At 63.9% G+C, this 24,595-nt stretch carries 13 protein-coding genes; 9 read left to right on the top strand and 4 right to left on the bottom strand.

The window, feature by feature from the left end; genetic code table 11:
• Window positions 1–12: 12 nt before the first annotated feature.
• The 9 genes from ACFWP0_RS21025 (at window position 13) to ACFWP0_RS21065 (ending at window position 12,086) form a co-directional block, all read left to right on the top strand.
• Entirely contained in the window at window positions 13–807 is a 795-nt protein-coding gene (locus tag ACFWP0_RS21025) for an SDR family NAD(P)-dependent oxidoreductase (protein WP_377845274.1), read from the top strand.
• Window positions 800–2,323, top strand: coding sequence for an LTA synthase family protein (locus ACFWP0_RS21030; protein WP_377845276.1), 1,524 nt, complete (start codon window positions 800–802; stop codon window positions 2,321–2,323). Before ACFWP0_RS21025 ends, ACFWP0_RS21030 begins: the two co-directional genes overlap by 8 nt.
• Before the next feature lie 300 nt (window positions 2,324–2,623).
• Window positions 2,624–3,730, top strand: a complete 1,107-nt coding sequence (locus ACFWP0_RS21035; RefSeq protein WP_377845278.1) for an ABC transporter permease — start codon at window positions 2,624–2,626, stop codon at window positions 3,728–3,730.
• 130 nt (window positions 3,731–3,860) lie between these two features.
• Window positions 3,861–4,853, top strand: a complete 993-nt coding sequence (locus tag ACFWP0_RS21040; RefSeq protein ID WP_377845280.1) for a polysaccharide biosynthesis/export family protein — start codon at window positions 3,861–3,863, stop codon at window positions 4,851–4,853.
• An 18-nt stretch (window positions 4,854–4,871) separates the two neighbouring features.
• Window positions 4,872–5,657, top strand: coding sequence for an ABC transporter permease (locus ACFWP0_RS21045; RefSeq protein ID WP_377845281.1), 786 nt, complete (start codon window positions 4,872–4,874; stop codon window positions 5,655–5,657).
• A complete protein-coding gene (locus ACFWP0_RS21050; RefSeq protein WP_377845283.1) occupies window positions 5,654–6,316 on the top strand; it encodes an ABC transporter ATP-binding protein in 663 nt (220 codons plus the stop codon). The genes ACFWP0_RS21045 and ACFWP0_RS21050 overlap by 4 nt, the downstream gene beginning before the upstream one ends.
• A gap of 18 nt (window positions 6,317–6,334) precedes the next feature.
• Window positions 6,335–9,634 (top strand): glycosyltransferase, encoded by a 3,300-nt coding sequence (locus ACFWP0_RS21055; RefSeq protein ID WP_377845285.1) that lies wholly within the window; start codon window positions 6,335–6,337, stop codon window positions 9,632–9,634.
• A 62-nt stretch (window positions 9,635–9,696) separates the two neighbouring features.
• On the top strand, window positions 9,697–11,073 hold the full coding sequence (locus ACFWP0_RS21060; RefSeq protein ID WP_377845287.1) for a glycosyltransferase family 2 protein: 1,377 nt from the start codon (window positions 9,697–9,699) through the stop codon (window positions 11,071–11,073).
• Window positions 11,074–11,096: 23 nt separating this feature from the next.
• Entirely contained in the window at window positions 11,097–12,086 is a 990-nt protein-coding gene (locus tag ACFWP0_RS21065; protein WP_377845288.1) for a hypothetical protein, read from the top strand.
• A 13-nt stretch (window positions 12,087–12,099) separates the two neighbouring features.
• On the opposite strand, the gene ACFWP0_RS21070 is transcribed toward ACFWP0_RS21065, so the two are convergent.
• The 4 genes from ACFWP0_RS21070 to ACFWP0_RS21085 form a co-directional block, all read right to left on the bottom strand.
• Window positions 12,100–13,224: a capsule biosynthesis protein gene (locus ACFWP0_RS21070; protein ID WP_377845290.1), complete on the bottom strand. Its 1,125-nt coding sequence runs from the start codon at window positions 13,222–13,224 to the stop codon at window positions 12,100–12,102.
• A gap of 110 nt (window positions 13,225–13,334) precedes the next feature.
• Entirely contained in the window at window positions 13,335–15,401 is a 2,067-nt protein-coding gene (locus ACFWP0_RS21075; protein WP_377845292.1) for a capsular polysaccharide biosynthesis protein, read from the bottom strand.
• A 4-nt stretch (window positions 15,402–15,405) separates the two neighbouring features.
• Window positions 15,406–16,743: an aminotransferase class I/II-fold pyridoxal phosphate-dependent enzyme gene (locus ACFWP0_RS21080; protein WP_377845294.1), complete on the bottom strand. Its 1,338-nt coding sequence runs from the start codon at window positions 16,741–16,743 to the stop codon at window positions 15,406–15,408.
• A gap of 19 nt (window positions 16,744–16,762) precedes the next feature.
• Window positions 16,763–24,367, bottom strand: a complete 7,605-nt coding sequence (locus ACFWP0_RS21085) for an SDR family NAD(P)-dependent oxidoreductase (protein ID WP_377845296.1) — start codon at window positions 24,365–24,367, stop codon at window positions 16,763–16,765.
• Window positions 24,368–24,595: the final 228 nt, after the last annotated feature.

Raw genomic sequence — 24,595 nt, forward strand, 5'->3', positions numbered from 1 at the left:
CGGCTCCGGCACATGAACCCTCCCGATAGCCGCGAACCAGGCCTGCCGCGCAGCGTGCTCATCACCGGCGCGACGGGCGGCATCGGCGGCGCGCTTGCCCTGGAATACGCCGCCGCAGGCGTAAAGACCCTGATCCTGCAAGGGCGCAATGCCGCGCGTCTGCAAGAACTGGCCGACCGCTGCGGGGCGCTGGGCGCGCGCGTCGTCACGCGCGAACTCGATGTCCGCGACCACGACGCGCTGATGGCCTGGCTGGACGAGGTCTGCGAAAGCGAAGCGCCCGCGCTTGTCGTCGCCAATGCCGGCGTCAACATCAACACCGGGCCGCAGGGGCAGGGCGAGGATTGGCCAGACGTGCTCCGGCTGCTGGACGTCAATGTCAAGGCGGTTTTCGCCACGGTCCACGGCGCGCTGCCGGCCATGCGCCGCCGCGGCCATGGCCAGATTGCCTTGGTCAGCTCGCTGGCCGCCTGGCGCGGCCTGCCCGAAACCCCCAGCTACAGCGCCAGCAAGGCGGCCGTCAAGGTCTATGGCGAAGCGATGCGCGACGCGCTGGCCGCCGAGGGCATCAGATTCAACGTCATCATGCCCGGCTATGTGGAATCGCAGATGTGTTCCGACATGCCCGGGCCGAAGCCGTTCCTGTGGAAGGCGGACAAGGCGGCGCGCGTGATACGCCGCGGCCTGCAGGCGAACCGCGCGCGGATCAGCTTCCCGTTCCCGCTGAATCTGGGGTGCTTCCTGCTGTCGGTGATCCATCCGGCCTTGTCCGGGTGGATCCTGAACAAGCTGGGCTACGGTGACTGAGGCGGTCTGGGCGGCGTTGCTGCCGCCGTATCTGATCGGACTGGCGCTCTCCTTCGGTGTCGAGGCTGGGCTTGCGCCCAGGCCGGTTGCGCCGTGGCGGCGGCCGATGGCGGCGGCCGGCGTGCACGCGGGGGTTTGGACGCTGGCGTTTGCGCTGGAGCTGATGCTGTTCAGACGGCCGTATTTCGCGGTGGCGAACGTGCTGGCGATCGAGTTGCTGATCGTGCTGGTCAGCAACGCCAAGCATCGCGCCTTGCGGGAACCGTTCGTCTATCCGGATTTCGAGTACTTCACCGATGCGATCAGGCACCCGCGGTTGTACTTGCCCTTCTTTGGCGTCGGGCGGGCGCTGGCGGCGGCGGCAGGATACGGCCTGGCCCTGTGGGCGGGACTGGCGCTGGAAGCGCCGGTCGCGGCCGGGGCAGCCGCCGCAGCGGCAGGCCTGGCGGCGCTGGGGACGGCGCTTGCGGCCTGGGCAGGGCGGCGGCTGGTCGTGGTTTTCGACGCGGCGGCAGACTTGAAGCGGCTGGGCCTGGCAAGCGCGCTGTGGGCTTATGGCCGCCAAGAACGGCAAGCGGCCGACGAGCTGCGGGCAAACGCGCCGTTTTCTCCAGCGCGGACGCTGTCAGGCTCCGCGCCGCCAGCTCCCGATCCCATGCCCGACCTGGTGGTGATACAGAGCGAATCCTTCTTCGATGCCCGCAGGGCCTACCCGTCGCTGCGGCCCGAGATCCTCGGCAACTTCGACCTGTTGAAAGCCGAATCGGCCCGGCACGGACGGTTGCATGTCGCCGCCTGGGGGGCGAATACGGTGCGCACCGAATTCGCGTTCTTGTCGGGAATGCACGGGCAAGCTTTGGGAATACATCAATACAACCCGTACCGCCGCCTGGCGCAAGGGGGCTTTCCGACCCTGGCGTCATATCTGAAAAGCCTGGGTTACCGAACGATCTGCGTGCATCCGTATCACCGCAGCTTCTATCGCCGCGACAAGGCGCTGCCCTTGCTTGGGTATGACGAATTCATCGGCATGGAAGCATTTTCAGACGCCCCGCTTGCGGGCCCTTACGTCGGGGACCGGGCCGTTGGCGACAAAGTGGCGTCCTTGCTTGCCGAGCGCGATTCCAGGCCGTTATACATCCATGCGATCACGATGGAGAACCATGGCCCCCTGCACTGGGAGACGGTAACGCCGGCGGACGCGGAAGCAGTCCTGCTTGGTCCGATGCCCGCCGGATGCGAAGACCTGGTGGCCTATGCGCGGCACCTGCGCAACGCGGACGCCATGCTGGGCTCGCTCCGGACCTTCCTGGCAGGGCGGGCCTGGCCTGCCAGTCTTTGCGTGTTCGGCGATCACGTGCCGATCATGCCCGCCGTGTACGAGAAGATGGGTGACACGGACGGGGCAACCGATTATCTGCTGTGGCAGTCCGCCACACAGGGCGCCGCCGTCGCGCAGGACTGCGACGTCGCGTCGCTCGCGCGCACCTATCTGGCGCTTAACGGGCTTGCGTGAAACGCCCGTTCCGATCATTCCACGACACGCTACGCACGGCGCTCTCCGCCCGTTGAAGTAGGCGCGCGGGCTGCACGCCGGCCGCCACCGCCCGAAGCACGGCAATCCCCACTCAAGACGCATACGCCAGCGGTTCACAGTCATGTGATTTTGCTGATTTTTCCTACGATTCCTGCGGGCGATCGAGGTTTTAATGCCGTCTGCCACTCCTCCTCAAGCGCTTGAATATAGAGAGGAAAGATATAGGTATCCAGGCAATTGGTGCGACGTGGCGTGATTTTGTGGGTTCCAAGAATTTAGATGATTGATCTTGAGAAATTTAAGTCAAGACGCCTGGTCGCGCGGCTTGTAGGTATCCCGATGGCGCTGGCGCTGATTTACTACAGCTTCTTTGCCCTGGACCGGTATGTAAGCGTGGCGCAGGTGGCGGTGCGGCAGGTGGGCAACGGCGAAACCCCGCAAATGCCTGGCCTGGCAATCATGTTGAGCGGCCTGAACCCGACCTCGCGCGAAGAGACGCTTTACCTGCGCGAGTTCCTGACCTCCCAGGACATGCTCAATGTCCTGCAGTCCGAACTTGACTGGTCCGCGCACTACGCGAACAGATGGAAAGACCCTATTTACCTGTTGAGGACGGGAGCGCCGCAGGAAGATCTGCTTCGATATTACCAACGGCTCGTCAGCGCCCATTTCGACGAGCAAACCGGCTTGCTGGAGGTCCGTGTGCAGGCGTTCGACTCGCCCGTTGCGGAGAAAGTCCTGAAGGCGATGCTGGCGGAGAGCGAGCGCTTTGTAAACGAACTGTCGCATCGAATGGCCCGGGAGCAAATGCAATTCGCGCAGGCCGAATTGAACAAGGCGCGCAAGACATACGAAGACCGCCGCGACGACCTGCTGGCTTTTCAAAGCGACAACAGCCTTCTGGATGCGGAAGCGTCCGCGAAGGCGCGGGCCGGCGTGATTGCCGAACTGGAGGCGAACTTGACCAAGGAGCGCACGACGCTCAAGGGCTTGGCCGCCACGCTGGACGCGGACACGCCGCAGGTAAGGCAGCAGCGAAACCGCATCCGGGCGCTGGAGCAGCAACTGGCGGCGGAAACGCAAAAACTCGTGTCCCAGAGCGGCGGGGACAAGCTGAACGTGATCGCGTCGCGCTACAGAAACTTGAGTATCGACGCCGCCATCGCGGAGGAGGCCTACAAGTTTGCGGTGGGTTCGGTCGAAAGCGCCCGGATCGAGGCGAGCAAGAAACTCCGGAGCCTGGTGACGGTGGTGTCGCCCAACACGCCGGACAGGGCCATTTATCCGGAGCGCATCTACAACTTGATTGCGCTTTTCATTGTGCTGCTGTTTTTTTACGGCATCGCCCGGTTTGTGATCGCGACCATCGAAGATCACCGCGATTAATCTGAATTTGGCGAACATGACAGGTTTTCATCAGGCTCGTGGTCTTCGGATCATTGCGTTTTGCGCTCCGCTGCTGCTTGCCGGCTGTGGAAGCTTATTGTCGTCGGCCGGCCCTTCCCGAACGGCCATCATGAACAGCGAGGAATCGCAGGATTACACCGTTATAGATTTGAGCGCCGCGACGATTGCTCCCTACATGCGTCCCGCCGATACGAGCATGGAGTCGAGCCGTGTTGCGATGCCCGCTGTTCCCGAGATTGAACTGGTGCCCGGCGACGTGCTGCGGGTCATGATTGCCGACAGCGCCACGGAAGGGGCCGTGTTCGCGCCGCTGGCGGCGGGCGGCACCATTTTCGAGAATGTGCGGGTGGACAGCCAGGGAACCATATCGCTGCCCTATGTCGGCCGCCAGCCGGTGCAGGGCCTGACGCTCAACGATGTGGAGTCCCTGGTCCGGTCGAGGCTGAAGGGAATTACCAGCGATGTGCAAGTCCAGGTGGGCCTGACTGGGGATTTGTCCGGGTCGGTGCTCGTGGCCGGCGCAGTCAGGACGCCGGGGCGATTCTCGGCGCTGCAAGGCCCTTTAACGTTGCTCGATGCGATCAATCGAGCCGGCGGCCCGCTGCTCGAGCCGCATTTGACCAGGGTCGTCGTGCGCACTGGAGACAGATCTTATGAATTCAATTACCAGGACCTGCTGTCCGGCAAAAACCAGCTTATGCCGCCCGGCGCCGAGATAGTCGTGGAACGGGCGCGCAAGCGTTTTGTGGCCATGGGCGCGGTGGGCGCGCCGGGCCTGCACGATCTTCCGTCGAATTCCTCAAGCTTGCTTGAGGTCCTGGGCAGCGTGAAGGGCCTGGACGAGACCAAGGCGGACGCCGCGGGCGTATTCGTTTTCAGGCTGTCCGCCGAGCGGAACGAAGAGACCGGCGAAATGCGGCCGAAGGCCTTGGTATTCCGCTTGAACCTCAGGGAGCCTGTCGCGATGTTTCTCGCGCGGCAGTTCCTGGTGGAGCCGGAAGACGCAATCTTTGTGACCAATGCCGCGATTTATGAATGGCAGAAAATCATTACCCCCATTGTCCAGGTGCTGGTGCTGGGCCGCACGGTAAACGGATTCTAGTCAGAGAGAGCACAGGCGATGAAGAAGCGATCATCTTTCGCAATCGCTAAAACGGTGATTTTTGCGTTGTCGCTGCGGGAAATCCGCGCCCGGCTGAACGCAAAGCGGCTGGGCGCGTTCTGGATTCTCTTTGAACCGATCGCCCATGTGTTGGGCATGGTCCTGATCATCGCGGGCGTGCGCGGCAGGAACATTCCGGGTCTCGATGTGGTCATTTTTCTGCTTACCGGGATTGTCCCGTTCCTGCTGTTCAAGAACATATGCCTGAAGCTGATGGAGGCAGTCTCTTCCAACAAGGCGTTGTTTTCGTACAAGCAGATCAGGCCGGCCGACGCGCTGGTTGCGCGCATGGTCGTGGAATGCGCGCTGTTCGTGTGCCTTTATGCGCTGCTGATGGCGAGCGCCGGCTTTCTTGCGGGCGCGGATATTTCAATTTCGCATCCGCTGGAGTGGATAGGAATACTGCTAGTCGGAATTGCCATGTCGTTCGCCATCGGCGTGGTCCTATGCGTGGTTGGCGAGGCGGCGCCCGAGCTGAAGACGTTCTTCAGGCTTATGTTTCTTCCGATGTACATGATGTCGGGCGTTGTTTATCCGATCTGGGCGCTGCCCGGCAGCGTATTGTCATGGCTTATGTGGAACCCGTTCTTGCATTTGATCGACATGCTGCGCTGGGCCGTATTTCCCTATTATCCAGACACCGCAGGCGTGAATCCGTTCTATCCCTTGAAGGTGACGATCGTTCTTGTGTTCATAGCCACTGGCCTTTACAGGGTCCGGCGGATGAGATTGGTGGCGCTGTGATCGAACTCAGGAATATCACCAAATCCTATAGGACGAATCTTGGTCGTCAATACGTCTTTCGCAATGTCTCCTTCACCATCCCTTCCGATAGAAGCATTGCCTTGATCGGCCGGAATGGGGCAGGAAAATCCACGCTCATGCGGCTGCTGGGCGGGCTGGATACGCCGGACAGCGGAAAGATAATCACGCCGCGGAGCATTTCCTGGCCGGTGGGGTTGGCGGGCGGGTTCCAGGGGTCTCTGTCGGGGCGGCAGAACGTGAAATTCATCTGCCGGGTGTACGGAGCCGAAGGGCCGGCGATAAGAGAAAAGGTTGCGTTCGTGGAGGATTTTGCCGAGATCGGAAAGCACTTTGACCGGCCGGTGAAGACTTACTCGACGGGGATGCGCGCCCGGGTGGCGTTTGGCCTGAGCCTGGCGTTCGACTTTGACTATTACCTGGTGGATGAGGCGATGTCGGTAGGCGATGCGCATTTCAAGGCCAAGGCGGCCACGGCCTTCAAGGACAGGATAGGCCAATCGAGGATCATCCTCGTCACGCACAGCATGGGGCAGGTTCGCAAGCTCTGTGATTATGTGATGTTGGTGGATAACGGTCAGATAACCGCTTTCGATGATGTCGAGGCGGGAATTTCTGCCTATATGAAATCGGTTTGCTGATTCATGGGAAGCCCGTTCATGAGCGCGACTAAAGACACGACCGTTGATCCTGCAGAGATCAAGAGCCTGCTTGAGGCCTGGGAGCGGAAAAGCCACGCCGGGTTCAGCCGCACGCACGCGGAGACCGTGAAGGACGTGGTCTTCCAGACCATGCTGGAAAGGCGGCTGCGGGTGCCGATCGACACGCTGAGCGCGTTCAGCAGTTGGGCGATTACGCCTGAGCTTGCGCTGTGGATACTGGACTATATCGATCACTTCCTGCCCCGAAAACTGGTTGAGCTGGGGTCGGGCGTTTCCTCGCTGGTCATCGGGGATGCGCTTAGAAGGGGCGGGAGCGGGCGCCTGCTGTCCATCGAGCATAGCGAGGAATATTACGCAAAAACGAAATCGCTGCTTGAGAGCAATGGCCTGACCGATTATGTGGAACTCCGGCTGTGCCCGATTTCGACTGTGCAGGTGGGCAACGAGCGCCATGAGTGGTACGCGATTCCCGACGACCTGCTGCCGCGCTTTCTCCAGGGCGAGAACATTGATTTTCTCTTGGTGGATGGCCCGCCGCAGGCCACGCAGAAGTTTGCAAGATACCCGGCGATGCCGCTGCTTGGAAAATACTTGGCCCCGCATGCAACGGTAGTGTTGGACGATGGAGCCAGAAGCGACGAAATCGAAGCCGCCAATCGCTGGGTGGCCGAAGCCTGCGGGAAATTGAAGCATGAACCGCTTCAGCACATGAGAAGAGGGCCCAGGCTGTTTTACGCGGGCAAGTCACCGAGGTTACTAATGCTTAATCAACCCGAACGCAACATGACTGTAATCAATCACGATAGGGTAATCGGTCCGATGACCGATTATGTTACGGATTTGGTGGGCAGGAATCTCGTGCACCTTGAGGTGGCGGAGAGCATTGCCCTGAAGCACCAATTGCTGTTGCAGAGCGAAGAGATCAAGCAGATCCGGCAGAAGCAGGAACTCCAGGCCGCGGCCGCGGCCGCCCAGCAGTTGCTTGAGTCTGTCCGGACCGAAGAGACCGCGCGCCGCACGGAGCTGGAAGGCCGGTTCGCGGCGATGGGGCAGGAACTGGCAGCGTTGGCGGAAGAAAAAGACCGTGCCTTGCAAGCACGGAACCAGTTGCTCGAGCAGCATTCTCAACTGCTTGAGGAAGCCAGCGGGCTGCGGGTATCAAGCGCGCAAGCGCAGCAGTTTGCCGCGGAGAATGATCGCTGGAAGAGGACACACCAGTCTCTGCGCAGCGAAAACGAGCGCCTGAAGGAAGAATGTGCGGATCTGGCCGCCCAGAAAGCGAGATTGACGGCTGATGGCTTGTCGAATGAGAAATCATGGGGGAAGAGGACGGCGAGCCTCAATGCCAGAATCAATGAGTTGAGCAGTGATATCACGGAGCTGAAAGAGAGCCTTTCCCGAGACAAGTCGCGCATACGTTCGCTGCTGGCGTCCAGGGACGGTTCGAAGGATATGTCGCTGGAGGTATTTGTTTGGGTGGACGCGTTGCAGCGCGAGCTGTTGTCCACCGCCCATGAATTGCATCAGACCAAGGCCCGGCTGGATCGCACGAAGCAGCATTTGTCATATCGCCTTGGGAGCGTGCTGCTTAGCAATTCCGGCTCCGTCAAGGGTGTTTTTTCCATTCCGGGGAAGTTGCTTCAGCAGAAGCGCGAGTTCGCCGAGATGCAGCAGAGGACTCGGCCGGGTAGCCAGGAGCCGCCTGGCCCTCATCTGCGCCTGGGCGACGGAGTCAACTACGCATACGCCCGCAAGCAGTGGCGCAGCCTGAAGATCGACACCCAAGGAAAGGGAGCAACGATTTCGCTGAGCCTGTTGACTCCCACGGTGGATCGCGCCGTATCCATCGAAATTTTCTGCGCCTCGTCTCCTGAATCCGCCTATATCCAGTCGGCGGATGGAAGGGCCAAAGAACCCCTGGGCCGGCAACCCGTCACCCTTGCGATGATCAGCGACGGGGGTACGCGCACGCTCCATGTGGCGTCCCACGATGGCCCGGTGTTTCTGTCGTTGCGCAGATCCGCCGGTGTGTCGGCTGTTGTCCGGCTGGATGTGATGCCGCCAGAGCACGCGGCGGAATCAGGGCTGAAGCCGGCGTTGGCGGCCGTCGCTGTGGGTAGTTCGTCGCTTACGCAAGCCTGCGCGGTTGCGCCGGCCGCCAGGGAGCCGAAGCCCATGAAGAGCGCCATTATTTGGCAAGCTCACCAAATGATGGCGGAGGGACGGGACAAGGACGGAATCGCATTCGCGCAGAAACATGCGCGGGAGTTTATCCGGCCTGCTGTTGATATTCTGATAGCCAATAGCCAGCGGGAACAGGAGGATATCTGGCTCCAAAAATTGAACAGCTATCTGGCGCAGTTTGGAATCTCGCGGCTGGCGTTGTCGTCCAATGAGGCAAGCCGATTCCTGCGATTGAAAAGCCAATCCGACGAACGCCATGAGAGCGGGCCTTTGATCAGCGTAATCATGCCGGCGTTCAATTCGGCGGCGACGATTGAGCATTCAATAAACTCCATCTTGAACCAGACCTGGAAGAACATTGAACTCTTTGTCGTCGACGATGCCAGCGAGGATGGCACTTTGTCCATCATCAAACAGCTTGCTGCCCGAGACCCGCGTGTCAAGGCGCTTGGCAATCCACGAAATGTCGGTCCGTACGTATCGAAGAATCTGGCGTTGCAGTTTTGCAATGGTAGCTACATAACCGGTCATGATGCCGATGATTGGGCTCATCCCGATCGGCTTGCCAGACAGATCAAAGAGTTTCTCGGCAGTGGGGGCCATATGAAGGGCAACATGGCCAAGATGATACGCATGAAGTCCGATGGGACGTTTGGCTTCATCGTGAAGGAGGGCAAGATATCCGACGATGGCGTCCTGCGCGATGCCGCGATTTCTTGCATGTTCGAGCGGGATTTTTTCAAGAAGCATCTGGGCCACTGGGATTGCGTGAGATTTGGCGCCGACAGCGAATTGATATCGCGGGCGGAAAAAGTGATGCAGGACCGCTTTGTCAAGGTCAGGCATATGTCGATGATTTGCCTGGATAATGAAGGAAGCCTGACGAACGATCCCATCCTGGGCATCTCGAAGACCACCGGCATCTCTCCCACGCGCAGGTTCTATCGCGACCAATGGGCCAATTGGCACGCGCAGATGGCGCCCGCCGATGCGATTATTCCCTTTCCCTATGTCGCGAATCGCAGATTTGCGGTACCGGAGGCTGCGGCGGTGCTGACGGCGGACATCCTGGAAAATATGAAATCGATCCAGAACAGTCTGGCCTATCGGTAAAGGCACAGCCCCAGGCCTGGCGCCCGGGGCGTGTTTTCCATTGAACGCGACTGGCGGCATCCATGCGGAATTCTCTAAGTCCTTATATAAAGCGGCTTGCGCGCCACAAATGGCCAAAGAAAAGCGAGAAATCGCCATATCACGAACTTGCGGCGCTGTACCAGAACTCCTATGTGAACAGGGCAAGGATTTTTGACGGCTGCCTCGGGCTGGGCCTGCGTTCCCGGGCCCTGGAATTAAGTTCGGCATTGGGGGGTGAGCTATCGCTTCTTCAGCGTCTTGAACTGGCGGCGCTTTTCGGCGACATGGAGCAAATCCAGGCCGTCGCCGTGCGTATTTACGAGGGATGCATCAAGTCGCGTGGGAATTCCAAGTTCGTTGCTCCCTTAACGCAGCGACTGGCGCCAATACTGCCCGGCGTAGTGCGCGAAATCGGGGAGGAGCTTGGGATGGACCAAGTCCCAAGTTATGCGGCCGTGGTCTCGATGATTGACCCGGACGCGGCCCGGCGCTTGTTCGGGAAGCATGAATTGCTGAGCCTGGGCGGCGATGGGAGGCTGCTTGCCGCAAATCTCTCTTCGGATCAGACGGAGAAACTCCGCTGCTTGCAAGATTACTTCAGCTTTCACGGTCTGCCGCCGGCTCTTTCGGCAGGCAGCCTGTTTTCGTGGGGCGAGATCGACGCGCGAGCTGCTCCGGTTGAATCCGATATCAAGCCAAAGCCGGTGTCCGTCATTGTCACTGCCTACAATTGCGAAGCGCTCATACAGGCTTCGCTGCTTTCGCTATTGAACCAGTCGCTGCCGCCCAGCGAGATCATCGTGGTCGACGATGCAAGCACCGACAGGACGGCAGAGAAAGTCCGAGCTTTGTCTTCCTCGAACAGGTGCATATCGCTGATAACGCTGCCAGCGAATGTCGGAACCTATAAGGCCAAAAATGTTGGCCTGTTGCGCGCCGGCGGAGATTACGTGACCTTTCAAGACGCGGACGATCTTTCTCATCCGAACAGACTGGAAACATGCGCGCAAGAACTGCAGTCCGATATTCGGCTTGTGGCGGTGAGCTGCAATTATCTCAGGGTGGACCGGGAAGGGGTGTTCCATTCGCCCAAGGTGTGGCCGCTGACGCAGTGGTCCCCAAATACGCTATTTTTCGACCGGCGCTGCGTCAGCAGGTATGGCCTGCTCATGGACGATACGCGATTCGGCGGCGACAGCGAATACGCCGCTCGCATGAAATACATGTTCGGATCGATTGCGCACCGAAAAATCAAGAAGCCTTTGCTGTTGGCGTCGCACCGCGAGGAGTCATTGATGACTTCGCGGCTGACCGGATTGAACGCTCAGGGTATGTCGATGTCGCGGGTAGCGTATCAGGAAGAATGGTCCGAAAGGCTCCTGAGCGCTGCTTTGCGAGACGTGGAACTTGGGAGGTAGATCAGATGAACGGGAAGAGAATCGTGAGCGCGGCAGCAGCTGACGCCGTGTTGGCGAGATACGCCGAGGTGCGGTCCCTGGATCGGTGGAAGACCGACTCTTTCATGCATGCCGGTCTGGAAAGTTTTGAGCGCGTGCACGGCTTGTTTAATGGCGTGCATACGATTATTGAAGGCGGGCAGCCGATAGATCTTTACCTTGATCTGAAACCTGGGCTTCCCCTTGCCGTGATGTTCACCGGCGCCCAGGACCGCTCAAAGGTTCTTACGCTGCCCGCATTTGCAGGAATGGGTGCTGTGCCAGCTGCTAGGATGAGCCGTATTTTTGTCAGTGACCCCACGCTTTACCTGGCCAAGGACCTGACCCTTGGCTGGTATGGCGGGTCGGCGGACTTGCCGCTTCAAGCCATCTTGCCAAAGATCATCGGGAAGGTCGCGGATTATGCAGAATCTCCCCAGTTGGTATTTGGCGGCAGCTCGGGCGGCGGGTTCGCCAGCCTGTATTACTCAAGTCTGTTCCCCGGATCGCTTGCCATTGCTGCGAATCCGCAGACGAGTTTAGTGAATTATTACAAAGGACATGTGCTGCGCTACGCCAGCAGTGCTTTTGGAATACCAAGCATCGAAGCGGCGATGGAGAGCTTGCCCAACCATCTCTTCAGCAATTTGATTGATGTCTACAAGCGCAGGCCGAATAATTACATTGTTTACCTGCAGAACATCAATGATGCATTCCATCTCCAGAGGCACTGCCACCCATTCCTGGAGGCGCTTGGCTTGAACGCGCCCGAGGAAATTCTTGCCGCCCAATTGAATAGCAATTTTCTCCTGCAGTTTGAGAACTGGGGGCCCGGGCATATCGGGCCAAAACCGGACTACTGGAACGCCTTGCTGACCAATCTCCTGAACGCGCGCGTTCCGTGGAGCGACCTGTTTGAAAGCCATTCCATGGGCGATCTGATCGCCACAACCCTGGCGCAGGTAAGGAACGCCAGGGAGGGCGCGGCGGTCTGATTTCACCGCCGCTTCACGCGTCAGGCGACGCCTGCTCCAACTCCCGGGGCGCCAACCGGGGAAGCGAATTCCGCACAGCAAGGCGTATGCCTTCCCCGGTATAGAACCCGCCGTTTACCTGGGTCTTGGCAATGACCACATCCCTGAAATTCCTGAACAGGGCTGCGTCGGGCTTTTGCCCTTGTTCCCAGAAGCTGTCCAGTCCGTGCTGGAACGTCAATCCCGGGAGGCCGTACAGCGCGCTGCCCAGCGCAATCGTCGGCCGGGCGTGGATCAGGGCAGATGCGCCCACCGTGCTGTTGACTGTCACCACGCCGGCCGCATGTGTAAGCAGCGCAGGCAGATTGCCGCTTTCCAGATAGAAGACGCGGTCGGCGACGCCCAGCTCATGCGCCAGCCGGAACAGGTTTCGCCGGTAGTCGACCAGGCCGGGATCCAGCGGGTGGATCTTTGCCGCAAAGCGCGTGTGCAAGGGAGCATGCCTGGCGAAAGAGGCCAAGGCCTGGTGCAGGGCATCCTCCATGCTCGGAAAGGGGGAGTGGTGCACGATTTGCGCATCCGTCGACAATTGCAGAGGCATCAGGAAGAAGGGCGCGCGGTACGCTTGCGCGATCAGTGTTGCCTCCAGGCGTCTGGAGAGCGCGGCATGGCGTTTCAGGCGGATTCCCCGCTTCACATAGCCGAGGTACTCGGTAAGCGGCGAGTAGGGCACATGGCTGCGGACGCCGCGATGCAGTATCGGATTGGCGCCGGCCCAGAAGTTGTAGCCGACGTCGTAGGCGGCCCGCTGCCAGAACGGCGAGGCGAACGGGGTCCCGTTGTCAAAGTGCGGAAGGCGCTTGGCCTGCTCGCGATACCAATCCGGATCCCGCGGCATGCCGGAATGGCCATTGACGCCGTCGCGTTCCAAAGTGACCCAATGAGGGCGGAAGTACCCTTCTTCGAAAACGTGGACGCGTATGCCTGCCTCCTTGGCGATGCTGACGGCCGGGCGGTGAACCGGCCGGCAATCGCCAAACAGCACGACATCCGAAATCCCGCGGGTCGCGTACAGGCTGCGGTAGAAGTCGCCCAGCCTGTCCATCGGGCCTCTGAACGGAACGGTCTCGCCCTGGCGCCAATAGATGCTGTCGCCCACGCTGAAGTTGACCTTGCGCACGCAATGGCCGAGTTGCCGCAGCGCTTTCGCAAGCTCAGGAAAAAATGGCGAGCAGACGCCTTGCAGGAAAAGAAAGCGTTGCCTGCCTGTCATCGGGCCGCCAGGAATTTTGCCTTTGCGCCGAGTTTGATCTTGTGGAACTGGCGTTGTAGAAACGTCTTTCTCAACGGCTCGGGATGCTCGCCGCGGAGCAGTTCCGCGCGCCGCGAGATGATCCTGCGCAATGCGGCTTCGCAGGTGGCGTAGCCGTTGAGCGTCCAGTCCCAATAGGTCGGATAGTGCAGCATGGCCCCGGCGACAAGCTGGTCGAGATCAAGTTGGCGCTCGCGCCGCCGGGGCGGCATGTGGTCGGTGGTCAGGCCCCAGCCTGCGTAAAAGGGCATGCCGTAGGTCACGACGGATTTGCCCCGCAAGAGCGCGTCGAACCCGCTTAACGAGGTCATCGTGTGCACTTCGTCGGCGGCATCGATGCAGTTGATGATCGATACCTCGGTCTCGACATGATCGGCATAGCGCAGGGCGTCCCGGCGGTGCACCTTGCCCTTTCGATTGCGCGCGCCTACGTCGGGATGAGGCTTGTAGACCAGGAAGGCTTCGGGATGCGCCTCGCGGGCGGCGCGCAGCAATGCGAGGTTGTCGCGAACGGCGCCGCAGCCATGCCGGATCGACGCGTCGTCTTCAACCTGGCCGGGAACCAGGATGACGTAGCGGCCGGCATGGCGCCAGGACGGCGCGCGTGTCGGTTCGACGTTGTATTTGGTCAGCGCATTTTCAACCATCAGCTGGCGCACCGCGCGCGCTCTTTCGGTGTCCCTGGCCGTGAATGCGCGGGTGTTGAGCAGGACTTCGAGATCATGCGGCTGCCGGGCGTCGAAATACAGTCCGCGGCTGTCCATGACCAGGGCGTGCGGAGCGACGAAGTCGGACCCCAGCCCCACGGAGCGCACGAACCCGTCTTCCATGCGCAGGAGCGGGGCGCCGGAACTTTCGGCCAAGGCGATGACCTCCAGCGTCGGCGAGGAGCCCCAGACAACGAGGCGGTCTTTGGGCCCCGGACGCAGCGAGGCGGCGGCTGTCGCCGTCGGGACGAAATGCACGCGGCGACGGTCCAGGCCCAGGAACGGCCGTACGTTCTCCGCCTTCCAGCGCCGATAGCCTATCGCGATCATCCGGCCGTCCATCGCCTGCCGCATGCGGCGCTGCAGGGTGAGCCAGCCGATGACGTCAAAGATCGTGCCCCGCTCCAGGGTCTCGGGGTTCAGGTATCGCGTGTAGTGCAGGTAGGCGGCGGAAAAGAGTTCGTCGACGCTGCGGCCGCGCGTGCGCCGCCTGCAATGGACGCGGTCGTCGGTCGCGCCCCAGCCGGCATACCAGGGCATGCCGAAGCAGGTGACGCGGCGCCCATGCAGCAGCGCTTCAAATCCCATGTGCGACGTGACGACATAGACGCGGTCCATCCACTTGAACAGGCTGGAGGGCGCCATGGGCTCGCGCAGCAGAACGGTCCGGGCATCGCCGCAAATCCCGGACAAGTATCCTTTCTTGGCCCCGCCCGCAACCTCGGGATGGGTCTTGACGTAGATCGTCGCGCCCGGGTTTTCCGCTCTGGCGGCCTCCAGCATGTGCAGGAAGGTTTCCGCGCTGGCCAGGCCATACCGGACGCTGGAATCGCCCACGGTCTGGTCGACGACGAGGACGCGCGGGCCGTTGTTGACATTGGGCAGGGAGGCCAGGTCCGGCGCGAGGTTGTACTTGCCGAGCCCGAACATGAGAATCTGCTGACGCGCCTGGAAGTAGTCCGCGCCGGGCCCGGACAGCAGGTCGCCGCCGTGCTCCAGCAGGTTCTCCAGGGCGGATTCCCGGTCTGCGGCGTAGTAGATTCCCCGATCGTCTACAACGAGGGAGAGCGAGGGGTAGGCGGGACCCGTGCCGAACGAGCGCAGAAAGCCGTCCTCCAGTGAGATGAACGGGAGGTTCTCGCGCTGCGCGATCTTGCGGGGCATGGCGGTTGTGGGTTGAAGACCCCAGCCCGCCAGCGACGTGACACCGGCATTGCGGGGAGACCGGCCGGCGCCCAGATGGACGACCGGCTGTCCAAGCAGGGCCTGCAGCCCCGGCAGGCGCGCTAGCTGGCGCGAGTAGGTTCCTGTCCGCACGGTGTCACGCCTGCTTGACGGACGACAGGCTCTGGATCGTCGTCCGGATCTGTTCTTCCGTATGCGTACAGGAAATGAAGAATCTCAACCTGGCCGATTTCTCCGGCACCGCCGGATAAAGAATCGGCTGGACGTTGATTCCCTGCTGGAACAAGGCCGCGGACATCCGCGTCGCTTTCAATGAGCTTCCCGTAATCGCCGGCACCACGGCCAGGCCGGTGCTCGTTCCAGTGTCGATGCCCGCGGCCCTTGCCTGTTCCAGGAAATACTTGCCCCGCGCCTGCAGGGTCGCCACGCGATCCGGCAGTTGCTTCATGCGCAGCAGCGCGGCCAGGGACGCGGCAGCGACGCTGGGCGGCATCCCCACGCTGTACAGAAAGCCCGGCGCCAGGAACTTCAGGTGCTCCACCAGCGCGGTTTCGCCGGCGATATACCCGCCGCAGCCCGCCAGCGTCTTGCTCAGCGTACCCATCCAGATATCCACGTCCTTCCCATCCAGGCCGAAATGCTCGCGTATGCCGTAGCCGCGCGCACCCATGACGCCGAGCGAATGGGCCTCGTCCACCATCAGGAAGGCGCGGTGCCGCTGCTTGATGTCGACAAAGCGGGGCAGGTCGGGATAGTCGCCGTCCATGCTGTAGATGCCTTCCAGCACGATGAGCACGCGTTCGAATTTGTGGCGCTGTTCGTTCAGGATGGCGTGCAGCGCTTCCCAGTCGTTGTGGGGGAAGGGCAGGCGGCTGGCGCCGGACAGCTGGATGCCCTGCAGCACGCTGTTGTGGATCAGTTCGTCGTGCAGCACCAGGTCGCGCGGGCCGAACAGATAGCCGATGGTGGACACGTTCGTGGCATGGCCGCTGACGAACGTGATGGCGTCGTCCGCGCCGTACAGCGAGGCGATTTCCATTTCCAGTTCGCGGTGCACCGGGCGTTCGCCCGAGACCAGGCGGCTGGCGGACACCGAGGTGCCATAGCGGTCGATGGCGGCCTTGGCCGCTTCGGCCACCACCGGGTCGCCCGACATGTCCAGGTAGTTGTAGCTGGCGTAGTTGATGAACGCGCGGCCGCCGATGGTCGTGCCGGAACCGGCGGCGCCATCATGCAGTGTGAAGAAGGGATTCTTCACGCCCAGCCGTTTCGCGCCGTCGTTGATGATGCGCAGTTGCTGATAGCCGGGGTGCAGGTGAAAGCGGTAGTGCTCTTCGGGAACTTCCGCTTTCTTTTCCGCGGGGCGGGCCGGCGCCTGCGCTCCTGGCGCGCAAGCCTGGCGCAGCTTGCGCTCCAGCGCCTGCTGGATCAGCTTGTCCTTGATGCCGGCGGCAAGGCCAGGCAGCCTGTTCACGGTGTTCAATGGGTCAGGCCTACTGGATCATGCGCTGCTTGGGAAGGCAGCCGTTCGTCTTGAGCTCGTCGACAAACGTCGATACCGCGCCCGCGTCGACGTCGGCCGCGTGATGCGCAATAGCCTGCTGCACGCTGTCGGACACGGCGTCGCCCGGCGCGTCGCCGTGTCCGTCGCGCAGCAGCAGCACCAGCCTTTCGGCCAATTTGGCCGGGGTGGGGCTTTCGCTGAGCGCCATGACAGGCAGACGGATGCCAAAGCGGTTCTCCAGCGCCACGACCAGCTCCACGCCCATCAGCGAGTCCAGGCCCAGGTCGTAGACGGACTGGGCGGCCTCGATCTTGTCGGGCGAGACGCGCAGGATTTCACCGATCTCGGCCTTCAGCATTTCGGTGAATCGTTCGCGCAGGGCGGTGTCGTCCAGGGTGGCGACCAGGTGCGCGACGTCGTCGGCGCCGCTGTCGTGCTCGCCGCTGTCTCCCGCCTGCCGCGCGATGTCCGAGAACTTCGGCAGGCCAGCGGTAGGCAGGTGGCGGCTGAGCGCAAGCCAATCCAGTTCCAGCACGCCCAGGCCGGATACGTCGGCGGCCAGCATGCGTTCCAGCGCATCCAGCGCCGTTTCGGATGCCAGGGCGCCGCCGCCCATCCGGCTTTGCAGGGCCTCCTTGATCTTTGCATTGCGGGCCAGGAAGCCGACGTCGTCGATGGCGCCCCAGCGCACGCAGGTGGCGGGCAGGCCTTCCGCGCGGCGTTGGGCGGCCAGGCGCTCCAGCCAGCTGTTGGCGGCCACATAGCTGCTCTGGCCGGGGTTGCCGAACAGCGTGGTGGCGGACGAATAGCAGATGAAAAGGTCCAGCGGCAGGCGCCGGGTCAGTTCATGCAGATGGCGGGCGCCCAGGACCTTGGGGGCCAGGACGCGTTCGATCTGCGCGGCGGTGGCGTTGCGCGCCAGGCCGTCGTCGATGACGGCCGCGGCGTGCACCACGCCCTTGAGAGGGGGCATCGTGGCCGCGGCGTGGTCCAGCAGCCGCGCCAGGGCATCCCGGTCGGCGACGTCGCAGGCCGCCGCCAGGACGCGGACGCCCTGGGCCTCGAAGGCGGCGACGGCGGCTTGCGCGGCGGCGCTGGCGGGGCCGCCGCGGCTGATCAGGATCAGGTTGCGCGCGCCCTTGTCGGCCAGCCATTGCGCGGTGCGCAGGCCAAACCCGCCCAGCCCGCCGGTGACCAGGTAGCTGGCTTGCGCGGGCAGGGCCAGGCCGGGCGCCGCTTGCCGCGCGGGGGCGTGGACGCCGCCGATGCCGTTGCGATAGGTGACGACGATCTTGCCGATCTGCCGGGCCTGCTGCATATAGCGGAAGGCGTCGACGATGTCGTTCGCGTCGAATGCGCAATAGGGCAGCGGATGCAGCGCGCCCTGGCGGAACAGGTCCATCATCTGCGCAAATAGCCGCTGCGTCAGCTCAGGGCGTTCGTTCATCAGCTGGTCGGCATCGATGCCGAAGTAGCTGATGTTGTTGCGGAACGGGCGCAGGCCGATGCGGGTGTTCTCGTAGAAGTCGCGCTTGCCCAGTTCCAGGTAGCGGCCAAACGGCTTGAGCACGCGCAGGTTGCGGTTGATCGCTTCGCCGGCAAGGGAGTTCAGGACCACGTCGACGCCGCGGCCCCGGGTGTCCGCCAGGATCTCGTCGGCATAGGACAAGGACCGCGAATCATGGATATGGCGCACCCCCATCAGGCGCAGCAAGTCGCGCTTTTCGTCGGAACCGGCGGTGGCGTGGATGTCTGCGCCCAGCCATTGCGCCAACTGGATGGCGGCGATGCCGACGCCGCCGGCGGCGCCGTGGATCAGGATGCTCTCGCCGGCTTCCAGGCGCGCCAGGTGATGCAGCGCGTAGTAGACGGTGAAGAAGGCGCTGGGGAGGGTGGCGGCGGCTTCGAATGAAAAGCCGTTCGGGATGCGCGAGATGGCGCCGGGCCTGGTCAGAACGAGATTGCCGAAGCTGGCCGGGCCAAAGCCGACGACGGCGTCGCCCGCGGCGTAGCCCTCCACGCGGGAGCCGGCGCGGGTCACCGTCCCCGCGAACTCCAGGCCGAGGGTGGGGCCCGCGAAGCCGTTCTCGATGGCTTCGTCGGACAACAGGCCCAGGGCGTACATGACATCGCGGAAGTTCAGGCCGGTGGCCTCGATCTTCACTTCCAGTTCATCGTCGCCCGGCGCGGGCGCGGCACAGGCTTCCCAGCGCAGGTTGCGCAATTGGCCCGGGAACTCAAAGCCCAGCCTCACGGCGCGGGAGGCGGGCGCATCGCTACCCTGGAACGGAGGCGGCGCCAGGCGCAGGCGCAGCGCGTAGCGTTCGCCGGATTCCGTGAGGACGATTTCATCTTCTTCGTCGGCCTGGGACAGTTCGCGCGCGAGCGCATCGGCCAGCCGGCCGGCGCGGGACAAGGACAGGTCGAGCATGCGGATGCGCAAGCCGGACGCCTCATTGGCCAGCGTGCGCCCGTAGCCCCAAAGCGCGGCATCGTTCAGGGCGTGCATGCCGGCCGGTTCGATGGGCAGGTTGCGCAGATACTGCACGGCGTCGGCGGTGATCAGCCAGACGGTGGCGGGCGTCCGCGCGCGCTCGCATGCCTGGACAACCGCAGCCGCCAGCGCGCAGCGCCGGGTCTGCCTGGCCAGCAGATCGTCAGGCGTGACGCGGGCATCGGCCCACGCCAGTCCGTCCAGGTGCACGACATGCTGCACCGGGCCCGCGGCGCCATCGCGCAGCAGGTCGTCCAGCGCATCGGGCGCGACGCCGCTAGCCACCCGGACGCGATGGCCGGCGGCCGTCAGCCTGGCGGCGAGCGACGGAGCCAGGCCGGCGCCGTCCTCGGGGTTCCTGTCGGCCAGGATCAGCCAGTGGGCGGGTACGCAGCCGGCGGGAATTGCGGGCGCCGCCTGCGTGTCGTCCAGGCGGGCCGTCAACAGGTACGCGCCCGTGGCTGGCGACCCCGGGAATTCCAGCGTGGCATCACATTGCAGGCCCAGCGCCTGCAGTTCATCCCGCCAGAAGTCGACGGGCTGTTGGGTCGACAGCTGTTCTCCGTTTTCTCCGGTTTGCCACCAGCTTTTCCTGCCGCCGAAAACCAAGTCAGCCCAGGCCGCGGGGTGCGTGCCGCTCAGCAGCAGCAGGCCCCCGGGGCGCAGGCTGGCGCGGGCGTGGCGCAGCGCGGCGCGGGCGGCTTCCAGCGTGTCGAACTCGCAATGGAAGAGCGCCAGGTCGGATCGCGGGGCGGCGCCGCCTTCGGCGATCAGTTCGGTGCAAGCGTGGGGAAAACGTTCCGCCAGTTGCTGGCCTGCGTGTTCCAGCACATCAGGGCGGTCGGTTGCGTAGCAATAGTCGGCGACGTTGAAGTCCAGGCCGTCGCAGCAGCTGAAGCCGAAGAGCGGCGTGGCCTGGCCGATTTCCGTGATGGCCAGGCGCTGGCCGGGCAGGCGCCTGGCCTGGGCGGCCTGCAGGACGGCGCGCAGGGCATTGCCCAGGCGTTGCGCGCTCGCCGCGCCCAATGCGCCCAGGTTGAGGGAGGCGGGCGTGGCGGCCTGCGGGCAGATCGCGTCCAGCGTGGCCTCGCCGCGCAACAGGGCGGGCAGGTGCATCCCCACCCGGCCCACGGCATGGACGATCCGTGCGTGGTCGGGGTATTCGCGCAGCAGCGTGTTCCAGATATCCAAGGCGCCGCTTTCATCGCCAGCCGGGGCGGGCAGTTGCACGCCCGCGGCGCTGGGTTCGGCGTAGCCCGCCGCGGCCAGGCGGGAAATGGCGTGCTTGAGCAGCAGCGCGGAGTCGGGCGCATGGCGCGCCAGCTCGGCGGCCAGGGCCTGGGGCAGCAGGCGGCCGTCCGGCGCGAGGCGGCGCAGGGCGTCCCGCGCAAAGGCGTGGCAGAGGCTTTCCAGCAAGGGATCCACTTCTTGCGCGTAGCGGATGTGCGCGCCGTCGGCGGCGCTGGATGCGATGGCCTGCTCCAAGGCGGCGCGCAGGCCTGCGTGGTCCACCGGGTTAGGCCCGAAAGGCGCGTGGGGGCGCGGCGTGGCAACGCAGTCCAGGAAACTGAGCTGATGCGCGGCGGGTTTGCGCAAGCGGATGCTGCGAAAGCGCGCCTGCTCGACCATGGCGACGGGTTCGCCCTCCGCGTTGTAGAGTTCGACGCTTGCGGTCAGGGAGTGCGGTGCGCGGCGCTCAAGCCTGACGCGCGCTGCGCTGGGCTGGCCGGCGTTTGCTCGCAGGCTCAGGCGGCCGATCTTGGCCGGCACGAAGGCGATGCCCTGATCCATGGCGGGGTCGTCTCGCAATAACTGGATGACGAGCTGGAAGGCGCAGTCCAGCAGCGCCGGATGCAGGTGCGTGGCGGCCAGTTCGGCGTCCAGTCCGGCGTTGGCGTGAAGGACGGCCAGGACGCAGGTATCGGATTCGACCCAGCCATGGGACACGGCGCGGAACGCAGGCCCATAGTCCAGGCCGACGGCGCGGGTCAGGACGCTGTGCGCCTCGCCCGTGAAGTCGGGGGAGCGGCCTGGCAGGACCAGGGCGGCTTGCGGCAGGCGGGCGAGCCCGGGTTCGCGCAGCAGGCGGCCGCTGGCGTGCCTGGCCCAGGGTTCGGCGCTGTTGCCGTCCTTGGCCATGATGCGAAAGCGCCCGTCCGCGTCGTCCAGCAGAAAGCGGGTCAGCTTGCCGGGCGAGGCGTTCAGCAGCAGCGGGGCGTGAATCTCCAGCTCTTCGAGCTCGGCGCAGCCCGCGTCCTGCCAGCGCAGGGCCGCGGCCAGGGCGATTTCGGCAAAGCCCGTGCCGGGGAACACCACGGCGTCGCCGACCACGTGGTCGGCGAGCGTGGGGTGGGACTGCGTGTCCAGCCGGTTTTCCCAAACGTGTTCGTGCTGTTGCACGGGGTAGCCCAGCAAGGGATGGGCCAGCCGGCGGGTCAGCAGGCCCAGCGACTCGGGCGTCGTCGCATGCCAGTGGCGCTCGCGCTGCCACGGGTAGGTCGGCAGGTCCACCGGCGGGCCTTCCCAGGGGAACAGGGACTGGAGGTCGACCTGGGCGCCGCTGACGATGACTTGTCCGGCGGCGGCCCAGATTCTTTCGGGATCGTCGCCGCCACGGGCGGCGGTGCCAAGCACGCGGCCTGGCATGTCCACGGCCTTGAGGGCGTCATTCAGGTAGGAACGCAGCACGGGGTGGGGCCCCACCTCGACGAAAACGTTGCTGCCTTCGGTGGCCAATCGGTGCGCAGCCTGTTCCAAGCGCACCGGTTCGCGCACGTTGCGCCACCAGTAATCGGCGGTGAGCTCGGCGCCGTCCAGCAGGGAGCCGGTCACGGTCGAATGGAAGGGCACGCAACTGGCGCGCGGCCGGATGTGCCGCAAGGCCTCGCGCACGCCGGTCTCGATGGCGTCCATCGCGGGGCTGTGGAACGCGTAGTCCAGATCCAGCCGGCGAAAGAACAGGGACTGCTCCGCCAGCGCGGCTTCAAGCCGGGCCAGGGCCTCGGGCGCGCCGGCGACGGTGGCGCCCAGGCTGCTGTTGAAGCCGGCAACGCATAGCCGGTCCGCCAGGCCCAGCTGGGCAATCAATGCCAGCGCTGCTTCGCCGTTCATGCCCACGGCGGTCATGCGGCCCAGGCCTTGGGTCAGGCCTTGCAGGCGGCTGCGCTGGAAAATGACGCTGACGGCGTCGGGCAGGCTCAGGGCGCCGCAAGCCCAGGCGGCGGCGACTTCTCCGACGCTGTGGCCAATGACGGCGGACGGGATCACGCCGCGTTGCCCCAGCATGCGGGTAATGCCCACCTGCACCGCGAACAGCGCGGGCTGGGCGATTTCGGTGCGCTGGTAGCGGTCATCGCCGTTCTCGCCCGCCAATTCGCGGCGCAGCGAGAAATCGGCGTACTGCGAGAACAAGGCATCGACTTCGTCCACGGCCGCGGCAAACACCGGATCGGCCAGCAAGCGCCGCCCCATGCCGGCCCATTGCGAGCCGTTGCCGGAAAACACGAAAACCGGGCCTCGCGCGTTTTCCTGTTCAGCGCCGGAGACGACTTCAGGGGTGGCCGCCGCGCCGTCGGCAAACTGCTGCAGCTGGTCCGCCACGCCGTTGCATTGGGTGCCGAAGACGACCGCGCGTTCAGCGTGCCAGTCGCGGCGCATGGCGGCCTGGTAGCCGGCGTTGTAGAGGAATCTGGCAGGCTGGTCCCGCAGCGCCCGGGCCATCTGCGCCGCGGCGGCCTTCAGCGCCTGGGGCGACTTGCCGGACACCACGATGGGAATCGGCGCCGTCTTGGCCAGCTTGCCTTCTGCGGCCAGATTGCGCTGCGGCGCGCTTTCCAGGATGACGTGGGCGTTGGCACCGCCGAAGCCGAACGAGTTCACGCCGACCACCAGCTTGCCCGTTGCGCGCAGCTTGCGGTTCTGCGTGACGACGTCGAGATTCCAGTTCTGGAATTCGATCTTCGGATTGAGCGTCTTGATGCCGATCGTGGCGGGCACGACACGGTGGCGCAGCACATGGATGGCCTTGACCAGGCCGGCCACGCCCGAGGCGGCCTCCAGGTGGCCCAGATTGCTCTTGACCGACCCGATAGGCAGCGGAGCGTCCTTGGGGCGCTGCCGGGCCAGGGCCGCGCCGATCGCGCGCGTCTCGATGGGATCGCCTAGCGCGGTGCCCGTGCCGTGGGCTTCCAGGTAATCGATATCGGCGGCCGGAATGCCTGCCTGCTCGTAGGCGTGGCGCATCAGCGCCGCCTGGGCGTCGGCGCTGGGCACCGTCAAGCCGGACTTGCGGCCGTCGGTGTTGACGGCGGAGCCCGCGACGACGGCCAGGATGTTGTTGCCGTCGGCGATGGCCCGGTCGTAATCCTTCAACAGGAAGACGCCGCCGCCTTCCGAGCGGACATAGCCGTCGCCCGACGCGTCAAAGACGTTGCATCGCCCGCGCGGCGAGAGCATGGATGCCTTGGAGAAGGTGATGAAGCCGTAGGGATGCAGGTGCAGGCTCACGCCGCCCGCAAGCGCGTGGCCGCATTCGCCGGAGATGATGGCGCGGCAGGCCTGATGGAACGCCACCAGGGACGACGAGCACGCCGTATCCATGGCGATGCTGGGCCCGTGCAGGTCAAAAACGTAGGACAGCCGGTTGGCGGCGATGCTGGCGGTGTTGCCCGTCGCCATCGAGGCGTCGACGGCGCCCAGGTCTTCGGCCAGGCGATAGGCATAGTCGGAGCTGGCGATGCCGATATAGACGCCGCAATCCGAGCCGCGCAGGTCCGAGGGGCGGACGCCGGCGTGTTCCATGGCTTCCCAGCCCATCTCCAGCAGCAGGCGCTGCTGCGGATCCATGAGGGCCGCCTCGCGCGGGGAAATGCCGAAGAATCCGGCGTCAAAGCCAGCCACGTCCCCGATCGAGCCGGCGGCAAAGGTATAGGCGGTGCCCGGGTGGTCCTTGGCGGGGTGCAGATAGGCGTCGCGGGACCAGCGGTCCTCGGCGACCTGGCTGACGAGGTCCCGGCCTTCCAGCAAGGCCGGCCAGTAGCCGTCGCTCGTGGTGCTGGGAAATCGGAAAGAAAGTCCGATAATGGCAACGCGCTTAGCCATGCGGCTTCCTTCTGGCGCCGTCGGGCGACGGCGCGGAACATGAGAGTGCGGTATCGAAATCCGGCCGGCAGTGCCCTAGGTGGGCCGAGGCAGGATTGGGAAATGATTCTGTCACGGTGAAACGGGTCGGTCTTTTTGACCGGTCCGGATTTCTGGAAAAAATAATCGGACAAATCTGATTCGCCTGGGGCGCCCGCTGTTCGGGGCAAAACCGGGCCGCCTGGGTGT

This window comes from Achromobacter sp. NPDC058515, from assembly GCF_042721735.1.
In the GTDB taxonomy this organism is placed as follows: domain Bacteria; phylum Pseudomonadota; class Gammaproteobacteria; order Burkholderiales; family Burkholderiaceae_B; genus Achromobacter.